We start from the raw sequence: 11905 nt of genomic DNA, 5'->3' as shown, positions 1-11905 counted from the left end.
GACCATTTGTCCAGTGAAAAACCCCCGGAAAGATCCAGGGGTTCTCACTGAAGCGAAAGCACGCGTCCGATCAGCCGCCGAACAGGTCGATGACCTTGAGGATCAGCTCGTAAACGCCGTACACGAACGGCACCAGCACCCACAGCCACGCGACCACGAGCAGCACGGTGCGCCCGGTCGAGCGCCCTTCGACCTCCGGTGTACTCATCACGCCTCACTCCCCACCTGGGTGCTCGCCACGGGCTCGTGGAACTTCGCCTTGACCGGTCGCACGAACTCGTTGGCGATGAAGCCGACCACGAGCAGGCCGATCATGATGTAGAACGACGTCGCGTAGAGGTCCGGACCACTCTTGCCCGCGGACTTCTCGCTGTCGGCGATGCCGTCGACGATCAGTGGCCCGAGCACACCGGCGACCGACCACGCGGTGAGCAGCCGGCCGTGGATCGCGCCGACCTGGTAGTTGCCGAACAGGTCCTTCAGATACGCCGGCAGCGTCGAGAAGCCACCGCCGTAGAAGGACAGGATCAGCATGGCGCAGAGCACGAACAGCAGCTTGGACGAGTTCGTGGTCAGCGCGATGATCAGGTACAGCACCGCGCCGAGGCCGAGGTAGAAGCGGTAGATGTTCTTGCGCCCCACCAGGTCCGAAACGGACGACCACACGAAGCGGCCGAGCATGTTGGTGAGCGAGAGCATCGCGACGAAACCGGCGGCGGCGGCCGTGCCGACCGGCGCCGAGGTGCCCTTGAAGAAGTCCGTGATCATCGGCGCGGCCTTCTCCAGGATGCCGATGCCCGCGGTCACGTTGAGGCACAGCACGATCCACAGGCACCAGAACTGCGGTGTCTTGAGCGCGTTGGCGGCCGAGACGTTGTGCGTGGAGATGAGCTTCTTGGTCTCCAGGACCTTCGGCTCCCAGCCCGCGGGCTTCCACCCGTCGGCCGGCACGCGCACGAGCAGCACGCCCATCGTCATGAACACCGCGTAAACGATGCCGTGGATCAGGAACGCCACCGCGATGTCGCTCGCGGCGGGCGAGGTGCCGAGCATCGCCGAGGACCACGGCGAGGCGATGAGCGCGCCGCCGCCGAAGCCCATGATCGCGATGCCCGTGGCCATGCCGGGCCGGTCGGGGAACCACTTGATCAGCGTCGACACGGGTGAGATGTAGCCGATCCCGAGCCCGATGCCGCCGATCCCGCCGTAGCCCACGACCACGAGCCAGAACTGCCCGGTCGCGACACCGAGCGCCGCCACGAGGAAGCCGGCGCCGAAGCAGATCGTCGCCACGAACATGGCCCAGCGCGGGCCGTTCTTCTCCACGAGCGTGCCGCCGAACGCGGCCGAGAGGCCGAGCATCACGATGCCCAGCTGGAAAGGCAGCCCGGACTCCGTGCCCGAGAGGTGCATGGTCTTCTCGAGCGGGGTTTTGAACACGCTCCACGCGTAAGCTTGACCGATCGAGAGATGTATCGAAAGCGCTGCCGGAGGGACCAGCCAACGGGTCCAGCCAGGCGGTGCGACGATACGAGAGCGGGCCAGGAAGCCGAGGGCCATCGTCAGACTCCTCCGAACTGTGAGGTGATGCTGGGAATGTATTACTTGTTCCCCGACGTTGCATCGGCTGGGTGTCGTAGATCGTCTGCGCACGTCTTCAAAGGCCGTTGAAAGGTGGACAGATGGGCAGGGTGACCGTGCGGCGGCCGGTGCGGAGGATTTCCTCGACCGGTGAACGTCGTCGCCCCGACTCGCTGGCGGCCGAGGAGCCGTTGGAGATCCGCGTCGGCGGCAAAGCACTCGCAGTGACGATGCGCACTCCCGGTCACGATGTCGAGCTGGCCCACGGCTTCCTGTTGTCGGAGGGCGTGCTCGGGTCCCGTGAGGACATCGCGGCCGCGCGCTACTGCGACGGCGTCGACGACCAGGGGCGCAACACCTACAACGTGCTCGACGTGACACTCGCGCCCGGCGTGGCACCTCCGGACGTGGGCGTGGAGCGCAACTTCTACACCACGTCCTCGTGCGGCGTCTGCGGCAAGGCCGCGCTCGACGCCGTGAAGCTGAAGAGCCGCTTCTCCCCTGCGGACTCGCCGTTCGAGGTGAAGACCGACGTGCTCGTGAAGCTCCCGGACACGTTGCGGGAACAGCAGAAGGTGTTCAAGTCCACCGGCGGGCTGCACGCGGCCGCGCTGTTCACTCCGGACGGTGAGCTCGAGGTCGTGCGCGAGGACGTCGGGCGGCACAACGCCGTCGACAAGGTGCTCGGGTGGGCCCTGCAGGCCGGCCGGATCCCCGCGCCCGGCTGCGGGCTGCTGGTCTCCGGCCGTGCCTCGTTCGAGCTGGTGCAGAAGGCGGCGATGGCCGGGATCGGCCTGCTGGCCGCCGTGTCCGCTCCGTCCTCTTTGGCCGTTGAGCTGGCGGAGGAGAACGGCATGACGCTCATCGGTTTCCTGCGTGGCGACAGCATGAACCTCTACACGGGCGATCAGCGGGTGCTGACGTAGGCCGTTCGGGCTAGCCGATCGGCACCCAGTTGCCGTGGAAGCCGTGGGGCACCCGATCGGGCAGGTGCACGGCGGCGACGGGCTCGAGCGTTCCCGCGTCGAGCAACGTCAGGTCGCTGCGCTGGGTGGCGGCGTCGAAGACGAAACCCATGAGCACGCCTTCGTCCTCGGCGGCGTCCACACGGGACGGAACGAACACGAATTCGCCGGGCACGCGGCCGGGCCCGAACGAGTGCCGCTGAGCCGTACCCGAGCGGAAGCTGTGCTTGTAGAGCTCACCGGTGAAGTTCGAGAACTGCCCCATGGACACCGTGTAGCCGTACTGGTGCGCGTGGCCGACGACCCGCTCGTCAACTCGCGGAAATTCCTGGCCGTGGTCGTCGACCCGTTCTTCGAGCACCTTGCCGGCCGCGAGGTCGATGGTCCACCGATCGAGGGTCGGCGCGCTCTTGACGGAACCGGGCTGCGCGTCGAACACCCTGGCATGGCGAACGACCTCGAGCACCACATGCTCGCCGTCGTCGTAGGCGTTGAGTGTGTGGAACACGTAACAAGGGTCGACGTCGAACCAGCGCACGTCGGCGGCGTCGCCCTCACGCGGCAGCACGCCGACTCGGGCAGGATAGTCCGGGTTCCACCGGTAGGGCATGGAGCTGCCGCCACCGTCGAGGTGCGCGGTGATCGGGTCGGGCACGTCGACGTGCGCCGGAGTCCGATGTGGGTGGAAGGTGACGGGCAGGTCGTAAAACACGACGAAGTGCTCGGTGAGTGAGAAGTCGTGCATCATCGGCGCGCCGGTCACCTCGACGTCGACCACGCGGCGGACGCGGCCGTCGGCGCCGATCACGGAATACTGCACGGTGCCGCCACGGCCGAAGGTGTACGACACGGCGTGCAGCTCGCCCGTGCCCGGGTCGCGCTTCGGGTGGGCCGTGTAGCCGCCGGCCAGCGTCCCGTCGAAGTCGCACGCGCCGACAGTGTCGAGCTCCTCGGTGAGCTCGTACGCCGGCAGGCCGCCCTCGATGAGCGCCAGCGTGCGCCCGGCGTGCCCGATGACGTTCGTGTTGGCCCCGATGCCCATGTTGGGCGCCTCAGGCCCCTCCCCGAGCAACCCCGCGACGTGCGGCGTGCGGATCCAGCGGTTGCGGTACCACTCGGCCCGCCCGTCCCGCACGCGGACGCCGTGGACCATGCCGTCGCCGAGGAACCAGTGGTAGCTCTCGGGGTCTTGCTGTGCGAGCGGGTTGGGCCCGTTGCGCAAATAGCGGCCGTCGAGGTACTCGGGCAAGTGCCCGGTGACCTCGAGGCGCGTGGCGGTGTGCTCGTGGGTGACGGGGGCGAAGTTGCCTTCGAGGAACTGGTTGGTCATGAGTGCGGTCCTTTCATAACAGTGTTATTCATTGATAACAGAGTTATGGAACGCTGGCAAGGCTCTGGTTTTCAGGAGGCCCGGGTTTCAGACCGGTTTTCAGAACTGGCGCCGCGGGCGCCGACTCTGCACGATGATCGGTGGCGCCGGGCAACGCGCGGATGGTGAGCTGCGTCCAGGTGAATGGGAGTTTCCTGCGGGGGTCTGGGACGGAGGCAGACGTGGACGGAGGGGTCGTCGGGCTCGCTTCCGGAACAACCGCCGGGCGGTGCTCGCTGCGGGGCTCCTCAGGTGGCTCCACCTTCGCGGTGACGGCGTGAAACCCACCGCCGGCACCGCGGGTACCGCCGGGATCGGGTCCGGGTTGGACGAACGGATCAGTGGCGCAACGGTGCCGGCCGACAGCGCCGCGCGGCTCGGCGCCGACGAGGCAGCGGTCCCGCGAGTCGGCCGCAGCACGATCGCCGCAGGCCGCTCCGTCGCCGGTGGTGCGGCGTGAACGGCCGCGTCAGCCGCCGCACAGCGCTCGCCGCCGGGGCGGCCGGCCTGGGCGTCGCCGGGGTGGCCGCCGCGACCGCCGCCGGGCTGACGCCCCTCGGCCAGGCATTGCAGGTCCTCGGCGTCACCACCGCCTCACCGGTCACCCAGGTCGGCTCGCTGCGGGTCGAGCGCGTGCACTCCACCGCGCGGGGCCGCGACGTCGACCTCGTGCTCTTCCTGCCCAGCAAGAAACCGCCGCCCGACCTGCCGATGTCGCTCATGCTCCACGGCCTCCACGGCAACGCCCGCAACGCCGCCCCCAGCGGCCTGCTCAAGCAGCTCTCCACGGACGTCGCACGCAAGGCCGTGCCCGCGCACGGCTACGTCGCCGTCGACGGCGGCGACAACTACTGGCACGAGGTCCGCCCCGGCGACGACCCCATGGCGATGCTGCTGGAGGAAGTCCCGCGCTGGCTCGCGGCCCGCGGCCTCGGCGGCGCGCACGGCCTGCCTTTCGCCTGCGCCGGCGTCTCGATGGGCGGCTTCGGCGCCATGGTCTACGGCCGCCGCCGCGCCGAGCGTCGCCAGCCTCCGGAGGCCGTCGCGGCCATCTCGCCGGCGCTGATCACGAACTGGCCCGAGATGGCCAAGCGCCACATCTTCACCGGCCAGACGGACTGGACGTCCCTCGACCCGCTGCGCCACCTCGCCGCCCTGCGCGGCATCCCCACGGCTCTCTGGTGCGGCACGGAGGACTCCTTCATCACCGGCGTCCGCCGCTACATCGCCGCCACCCACCCTGCCGTCGGCTACACGGCGAAGGGCATCCACAGCGACACGTTCTTCCACTCGGTCGTGCCGAGCCTGGTGAGCTTCGTCGGGAAGCACGTACCCCGCGCGGTGTGAGGTCGCGATCGCGCTCGGCACCAGCTCAGGCCACGCCGTCCTGATCACGACTGTCCCACCGTCAGGATTCGCCGGGCACACTCCAAACGCGACGGAAGCCTCCTCAGGTCAGCTCCGCGCCACCAACAGCAGCACGATCAGCCCGGTCACCAGCCCACCCGCGGCCAGCCCGCTGCACCACGCCAGTCCCCGCAGGTCCCGCACCGCCCGCGCCCGCCACAACGCCCCCAGCGTCACCACGAACGGCAGCACCGGCCCCACCGCCCCCAGGTCGCCCCGCCGCACAGCCACGACGAGCGCAAAGACCACGAACAACCCCGCCAGACCGGCGAGCGACCAGTACAGCTTCGGCGCCGCGAGCGCACTCCCCCGGAACACCTCCGAGCCCGCCAGGCCGGTCTGCCGCGGGCCGAGGCCGAACTCGTCTTCGCGGTCATCGTCAGGCTGGTTGAGGAAGCTCATGCCGCCATCCAGCCCGCCCGCGCTCAGCGGCGCAACACGAAACCGTTCTGCTTGGGAGGGTCCCCCACCAGCGGGCCCAACCTCCCGAGCGTGAAACCGAAGCACGCGATGGTCATCGTCCTGGTGATGGTGACCGGTTCGGCCTGTGGCACCGGCTCAACCGCGCCGACCGGACGAGCAGGCATACCCGCTCCGGCGAGTCCACGCGAGCTTCGTCGTCAGCGCCGGAATCCGCCGATCCGTCAGGACCCGACTACCGCGAAGACCTCAACGCCTTCGATGCGATCGCCGGGGGCTATTTCGACCTCGAGACAATCCGCCTGTCCAGCAACGAGACACCGGCACGGCCGGACATCACCTCGGCCGTCAGCAACATGGCCGCGACCGGCGTCCGCCTGCTGCGGTGGAAGCAGCTGCCCGCAGACGTGATGCGCAATGTCCGCACGGTCATCACAGCGGCCGAGGAGGCGAAGCAGAAACTTGCAGACGGGACGCCGATCGCGACCGTGATCAACGCGCTGACCGCTCCCGCGGTGGCCACCGCCCGCGACGCCGCCGTCACCTATCGAGGGCCGTGCTGAACGGTCAGCGGCGCACCACGAGCCTCAGGAAGAAACCCACCGAGCCACGACCGAGATCAACCAGAACCCCACCATCGTCGCCAGCGCGGTCAGCAGGGCCCACCGCAGTTGCAGCCGGCGGGTCTCCGCCGCGCGCAGGAAGCGCAGGAAGTACCAGGCCAAGGCGAACAACGGCAACGGGATCAACGGCAGCGCCGACAACCGCGTGGCCACTGCCACCAGGCAGACGACGGCAAGGGCGGCCAGCAGGATGTTGCCCGCGCGGTACAGCCACGGGAAGCGCGTCAGGACGGACGCGACGACGCGCTCGCTCAGCTCGACGATGCCCACCGACGGGGTCAGCGGCGCATCGGCCGAGGCTGACGGAGGCGAAGCGGCGTCATCCACGTCCGGCACCGAGGTGGTGGCGTTGTCCCCTGGGGCTGCGGTCAGCGGCACGGTTGTCATCCTGTCCATTATCGCGCGTGCCGCGAACAGCCTGGCAGCGGACTCCCGCAAACGGCTCAAGCCGATCGGCTAACGGCTCAGGCCGACTTCTCACCACGCTCGCTGCGGGCCCGCCGGGACGGCTGCCGCGCGACGATCGTGGGGTTCACGTTCTCCCGCACGGTCTGCTCGGTGATCACGACCTTCGCCACGTCGTCGCGGCTCGGGATGTCGTACATGACCGGCTGGAGGACTTCCTCCATGATCGCGCGCAGGCCGCGGGCACCCGTGCCGCGCAGCATCGCCTGGTCGGCGATGGCCTCGAGCGCCGTGTCGGTGAACTCGAGCTCGACGTTGTCCATCTCGAAGAGCTTCTTGTACTGCTTCACCAGAGCGTTGCGCGGCTGCGTGAGGATCGAGACCAGCGACTCCTTGTCCAGGTGGTTCACCGTGGCGACCACCGGGAGGCGGCCGATGAACTCCGGGATCAGGCCGAACTTGATCAGGTCCTCGGGCATCGTCTCGGAGAAGACGTCGCTGCCCTCGATCTCGGCCTTGGTGCGGATCTCCGCGCCGAAGCCGAGGCCGCGCTTGCCGACACGCTCGTTGATGATCTTCTCGAGCCCCGCGAACGCACCGGCCACGATGAACAGCACGTTCGTGGTGTCGATCTGGATGAACTCCTGGTGCGGGTGCTTGCGCCCGCCCTGGGGCGGCACCGACGCCGTGGTGCCCTCGAGGATCTTCAGCAGCGCCTGCTGCACGCCCTCGCCCGACACATCGCGCGTGATCGACGGGTTCTCCGACTTGCGGGCGATCTTGTCGACCTCGTCGATGTAGATGATGCCCGTCTCGGCGCGCTTCACGTCGTAGTCGGCGGCCTGGATCAACTTGAGGAGGATGTTCTCGACGTCCTCACCCACGTAGCCGGCCTCGGTCAGCGCCGTGGCGTCCGCGATGGCGAACGGCACGTTCAGCAGCTTCGCGAGCGTCTGCGCCAGGTAGGTCTTGCCGGTACCGGTCGGCCCGAGCATCAGGATGTTCGACTTCGCCAGCTCGACCGGCTCGTCCTTGGAGTCCTTCGGCCCGGCCTTGTCGTCGGCCTGGATGCGCTTGTAGTGGTTGTACACCGCGACCGCGAGCGTCTTCTTCGCGTCGTCCTGGCCGATGATGTACTGCTCGAGGAACTCGCGAATGTCCGCGGGCTTGGGCAGCTCGTCGAGCTTCACCTCGCCGGCTTCGGCCAGCTCCTCTTCGATGATCTCGTTGCAGAGGTCGATGCACTCATCGCAGATGTAGACCCCGGGGCCGGCAATGAGCTTCTTCACCTGCTTTTGGCTCTTCCCGCAGAAAGAACACTTCAGCAGGTCGCCGCCGTCACCGATCCGTGCCATGGCCGTTGACCTCGTCCCCTCCGGTGCGCGGTACGCACCTGACACTGTCTTGCCGCTCCGGCCGGGAGCCGGCTGCTTTCGCGCCGACCGACCGGAGCTTCACGCACTGCCACTGACGGTACCCGTCCGAAGCCGCGAGCGGGAACACCCGGGCGAGCAGATGGCACGTCAGAGGTCGACACTAGACCAGAGAGCCGGTGCGTGTCGCCGATTCGCCACGCACCGGCCCCGTGATCAGTTGGCGGAGGCCTTCCGGTACGGAAGGACCTCGTCGATCAGGCCGTAGGCCTTGGCCTCGTCGGCGGTCAGGATCTTGTCCCGCTCGATGTCGGCCCTGATCTGGTCGGGCTCCTTGTTCGTGTGCTTCGCCAGGATGACCTCCATCTGGCGGCGCACGCGCTGGATCTCGTTGGCCTGGATCTCCAGGTCCGAGACCTGCCCGTAGGTGCCCTCGGTGGCCGGCTGGTGGATCAGCACGCGCGCGTTGGGCAGCGCCATGCGCTTGCCCGGCGTGCCGGCCGCCAGCAGCACCGCGGCGGCCGAAGCGGCCTGGCCGAGGCACACCGTGGAGATGTCCGGGCGGATGTACTGCATGGTGTCGTAGATCGCCATCAGCGACGTGAACGACCCACCCGGGGAGTTGATGTAGATGCTGATGTCGCGGTCCGGGTCCTCGTGCTCGAGGTGCAGCAGCTGGGCCATCACGTCGTTGGCCGACGCGTCGTCCACCTGCACGCCGAGGAAGATCGTCCGCTCCTCGTACAGCTTGTTGTACGGGTTGGACTCCTTGACGCCGTAGCTGGTCCGCTCGACGTACGACGGCAGGATGTACCGCGACTGCGGAGTCTGCGGAGCCCGGAAGTCACCCGGGAGCCGGAAATTGCTCATGAGAGGTCTCCTGTGTGCTTCGCGCTCAGTTGTTCGAGGTGATGCCGGCCGACAGCACGTGGTCGACGAAGCCGTATTCCTTCGCCTCCTGCGCCGTGAACCAGCGGTCGCGGTCGCCGTCCTTGACGATCTGCTCGGTGGTCTGCCCGGTCTGCTCGGCCGTGATGCGGGCGAGCTCCTGCTTCCACTTGTTGTACAGATCCGCCTGGATCGCGATGTCGGACGCGGTACCGCCGACACCCGCCGACGGCTGGTGCATCAGGATCCTGGCGTGCGGGAGCGCGTACCGCTTGCCCGGCGTGCCCGACGAGAGCAGGAACTGTCCCATCGAGGCCGCCATACCCATGGCGTACGTGGCGACGTCCGGGCGGATGAGCTGCATGGTGTCGTAGATGGCGAACCCGGCGGTGACCGAGCCACCCGGCGAGTTGATGTAGAACCGGATGTCGGACTCACCGTCGTCCGCGTCGAGCAGCAACAGCTGCGCGGTGATCCGGTTGGCGATCTCGTCGTTGACCTCGGAGCCGAGGACGACGATGCGCTCCTGGAGCAACCGCTCGAACACCGAGTCGGTGAGGGTGAGTCCGGAGGTGCCGGTCCGCCCCTCGGGCATGTGCTGCTTCACGTCTGCCTGCCTTTTTCGCCGGCGGTGGCCCTTCGTCGTGTCGGCCACCGCTGTCGTGTTCAGATGCTTGAGATCTTGCAACCGACCCTAACGAACTCGGGCGGTGCGGAATGCCCGACACCGCCCAAGTTCGCTTACAGCGTCACTCCGCAGGGGTCGCGGCCGCTTCCTCGGTGACCTGCGTCTCGTCGCCGGCCGGGGCGTCAGCCTCGTCGGCGCCGAACAGCTCGGTCAGGTCGACCTCCGCGCCCGAGGCGTCCTTCACGGTCGTACCCCGGACCACCGACGCCAGCGCCTTGCCGCGGCGCACGTCGGCGTAGATCGCGGTCAGCTGGCCCGACTGCTGGGCGCGCTGCACGTACTCGTCCGGGCTGATGCCGAAGCGCTGGGCCTGGTACATGATGCGCTCGGTGAGCTCGCCGTCGTTGACGGAGGTCTTCTCGTTGTCGGCGATCGTGTCCAGCAGCAGCTGGGTGCGCACCGCCTTCTCCGACTCCTCCTGGACCTCGGCGTTGAACTCGTCCAGGGTACGGCCTTCGGCCTCGAGCGCCTGGGCGAACTTTTCCTCGTCGTGGTCGAACGGGTGCACCGCGTCGTGCTTGCGGTTCTCGATCTCGGCCTCGAGCACCTTCTCCGGGATCGGCACCTCGGTGCGCTCCAGGAGGATGTCGAGGATCTGGTCGCGCGCCTGCACGCCCTGCTGCATCTTCTTCACGCGGCCGAGCCGCTCGCGAAGGTCGGAGCGCAGTTCTTCAACGGTGTCGAACTCGCTCGCGAGCTGCGCGAACTCGTCGTCGGCCTCCGGCAGCTCACGCTGCTTGACCGACTGCAGGGTGACGGTGACCTCGGCGTCCTGCCCGGCGAACTCGCCGGCCACGAGCTTGGTGGTGAAGGTCTTCGTCTCGCCCTGGCTCGCGCCGACGATGGCCTCGTCGATGCCGTCCACGAGCTGGCCGGAGCCGATCTCGTAGGACAAGCCGGTGGTGGAGGCCTCCTCCACCGCGGTGCCGTCGACCGCGGCCGACAGGTCGATGGACACGAAGTCGCCGTTCTCGGCCGGGCGCTCGACACCGGTCAGGGTGCCGAAGCGGGCGCGCAGCTCGTCGAGCTGCTCGTCGACCTCCGCGTCGGTGGTCTCGACGTCGTCGACGCTCACCTCGAGGCCTTCGAGGTCGGGCAGCGCGATCTCCGGCCGCACGTCGACCTCGGCGCTGAACTCCAGGACATCGCGGTCCTCGAGCTTCGTCACCTCGAACTCCGGCTGGCCCAGCGTGCGGACCTCGCCGGCCCGGACGGCCTCGATGTACTTGGCCGGGATGGCTTCGTTGACGACCTCGTCGAGCACCGGCGCACGGCCGATCCGGCTTTCCAGGACGCGAGCGGGCGCCTTGCCGGGCCGGAAGCCCGGGATGCGCACCTGTTCGGCGATCTTGCGGTAGGCGCGGTCGAAGTTCGGCTTGAGCTCGTCGAACGGCACCTCGACATTGATCTTGACTCGCGTCGGGCTGAGCTGCTCGACGGTGCTCTTCAAGGTCTTCTCCTCGAGCGGTAAACAATGGGGGTTGGACAGTCCGTCAGGACGGTCCCGGTCACCTGCCGACCGGGACGACCGAGTCTAGGCCCTTGGCCTCACCGGACCTGGTCGGGGGCACCCTGACACCCCTCCCGATCAGCGGTCGAGCATCCGCCCGAGCACCCAGCGCACGCTCGTGGCCGTCCGCTCGACCGGCCCGCCGGGCTGCACCACGTGGCTGAGCAGGAGCCGGACGAACGTCTCGGCGAAGACGGACCACTCCTCTTCCGACAACCCGCGGTCCGGGTACTGCGCCCGCAACACGGGCGTCACCGCGGTCACGGCGCGCTCCAGCACGGCCTGCGAACGCGTGGTGATGAGCGGCAGCAGCTCGTCGCCGTCCTGGCCGCCCAGCACGGTCTTCAGCAGCGGGTTCACGCGCGCGGCCGCCACGATGTGGCAGAACGCGGCGGTGACGCCCTCGGCCGCGTCACCCGGGTGGTTCGCGAGGATCTGGCCAACGGTGCCGGCGAGCTTGTCGGTCTCGCGCAGCACGAGGGCCTCGGCCAGCCCGCCCTTGGAGCCCACCTCGTTGTAGACGGTCTGGCGGCTCACGCCGAGGTCGGCCGCGAGCCGGCCCATCGTGAGGTTCGCCCAGCCGCCCGCGCTCGTCAGCTCGGCCGCGGCCGCAAGCAGCCGCTCCCGCGAGCGCGCGCCCCGGGGACTCCTCGGCGACACCGGATTTCACGGGAAG

Annotated in this window: 14 protein-coding genes; 4 read left to right on the top strand and 10 right to left on the bottom strand. The window is 68.6% G+C overall.

Annotated elements, in window-relative coordinates; all coding sequences use genetic code 11:
* Window positions 1-70: 70 nt before the first annotated feature.
* Together QRX50_RS22205 and QRX50_RS22200 are read right to left on the bottom strand one after the other, a co-directional pair.
* Complete coding sequence (locus QRX50_RS22205; protein ID WP_285973832.1) at window positions 71-208, bottom strand: MFS transporter small subunit; 138 nt, start codon at window positions 206-208, stop codon at window positions 71-73.
* Window positions 208-1560, bottom strand: a complete 1353-nt coding sequence (locus QRX50_RS22200; protein WP_285973831.1) for an L-lactate MFS transporter — start codon at window positions 1558-1560, stop codon at window positions 208-210. Before QRX50_RS22200 ends, QRX50_RS22205 begins: the two co-directional genes overlap by 1 nt.
* Window positions 1561-1682: 122 nt before the next feature.
* Here QRX50_RS22200 and fdhD point away from each other — a divergent pair, with 122 nt between their 5' ends.
* Window positions 1683-2507, top strand: coding sequence for a formate dehydrogenase accessory sulfurtransferase FdhD (gene fdhD, locus QRX50_RS22195; RefSeq protein ID WP_285973830.1), 825 nt, complete (start codon window positions 1683-1685; stop codon window positions 2505-2507).
* A gap of 10 nt (window positions 2508-2517) precedes the next feature.
* On the opposite strand, the gene QRX50_RS22190 is transcribed toward fdhD, so the two are convergent.
* Window positions 2518-3876: a carotenoid oxygenase family protein gene (locus QRX50_RS22190; RefSeq protein ID WP_285973829.1), complete on the bottom strand. Its 1359-nt coding sequence runs from the start codon at window positions 3874-3876 to the stop codon at window positions 2518-2520.
* Between the two features lie 316 nt (window positions 3877-4192).
* Between QRX50_RS22190 and QRX50_RS22185 the strand changes: the two genes are divergently transcribed.
* Both QRX50_RS22185 and QRX50_RS22180 read left to right on the top strand, forming a co-directional pair.
* The gene (locus QRX50_RS22185) at window positions 4193-4375 is read left to right on the top strand and encodes a hypothetical protein (RefSeq protein WP_285973828.1); all 183 of its coding nucleotides are present in this window, start codon (window positions 4193-4195) and stop codon (window positions 4373-4375) included.
* Entirely contained in the window at window positions 4372-5262 is an 891-nt protein-coding gene (locus QRX50_RS22180; protein ID WP_285973827.1) for an alpha/beta hydrolase, read from the top strand. Before QRX50_RS22185 ends, QRX50_RS22180 begins: the two co-directional genes overlap by 4 nt.
* Window positions 5263-5370: 108 nt before the next feature.
* Here the strand turns inward: QRX50_RS22180 and QRX50_RS22175 are convergent, their stop codons facing one another.
* On the bottom strand, window positions 5371-5724 hold the full coding sequence (locus QRX50_RS22175) for a hypothetical protein (RefSeq protein WP_285973826.1): 354 nt from the start codon (window positions 5722-5724) through the stop codon (window positions 5371-5373).
* Window positions 5725-6098: 374 nt separating this feature from the next.
* On the opposite strand from QRX50_RS22175, the gene QRX50_RS22170 reads away from it, so the two are divergent.
* The gene (locus QRX50_RS22170) at window positions 6099-6305 is read left to right on the top strand and encodes a hypothetical protein (RefSeq protein WP_285973825.1); all 207 of its coding nucleotides are present in this window, start codon (window positions 6099-6101) and stop codon (window positions 6303-6305) included.
* A 24-nt stretch (window positions 6306-6329) separates the two neighbouring features.
* On the opposite strand, the gene QRX50_RS22165 is transcribed toward QRX50_RS22170, so the two are convergent.
* The 6 genes from QRX50_RS22165 to QRX50_RS22140 all read right to left on the bottom strand — a co-directional run bounded on the left by QRX50_RS22165 (window position 6330) and on the right by QRX50_RS22140 (window position 11889).
* Window positions 6330-6752, bottom strand: a complete 423-nt coding sequence (locus QRX50_RS22165; RefSeq protein WP_285973824.1) for a hypothetical protein — start codon at window positions 6750-6752, stop codon at window positions 6330-6332.
* Window positions 6753-6829: 77 nt separating this feature from the next.
* On the bottom strand, window positions 6830-8125 hold the full coding sequence (gene clpX, locus QRX50_RS22160) for an ATP-dependent Clp protease ATP-binding subunit ClpX (protein WP_285973823.1): 1296 nt from the start codon (window positions 8123-8125) through the stop codon (window positions 6830-6832).
* 234 nt (window positions 8126-8359) lie between these two features.
* Window positions 8360-9013 carry an ATP-dependent Clp protease proteolytic subunit gene (locus tag QRX50_RS22155; RefSeq protein ID WP_285973822.1) on the bottom strand — a complete coding sequence of 218 codons (654 nt, stop codon included), beginning with the start codon at window positions 9011-9013 and terminating at the stop codon, window positions 8360-8362.
* A gap of 25 nt (window positions 9014-9038) precedes the next feature.
* On the bottom strand, window positions 9039-9638 hold the full coding sequence (locus tag QRX50_RS22150) for a ClpP family protease (RefSeq protein WP_220242918.1): 600 nt from the start codon (window positions 9636-9638) through the stop codon (window positions 9039-9041).
* A gap of 142 nt (window positions 9639-9780) precedes the next feature.
* Window positions 9781-11169: a trigger factor gene (gene tig / locus QRX50_RS22145; RefSeq protein WP_285973821.1), complete on the bottom strand. Its 1389-nt coding sequence runs from the start codon at window positions 11167-11169 to the stop codon at window positions 9781-9783.
* A 138-nt stretch (window positions 11170-11307) separates the two neighbouring features.
* Window positions 11308-11889, bottom strand: a complete 582-nt coding sequence (locus QRX50_RS22140; RefSeq protein WP_285973820.1) for a TetR/AcrR family transcriptional regulator — start codon at window positions 11887-11889, stop codon at window positions 11308-11310.
* Between the last annotated feature and the right edge of the window lie 16 nt (window positions 11890-11905).

Source organism: Amycolatopsis sp. 2-15, from assembly GCF_030285625.1.
Lineage (GTDB): Bacteria > Actinomycetota > Actinomycetes > Mycobacteriales > Pseudonocardiaceae > Amycolatopsis > Amycolatopsis carbonis.
Note: the sequence above shows the minus strand (reverse complement) of the source record. Positions and strands in the feature narration are given on the sequence as shown.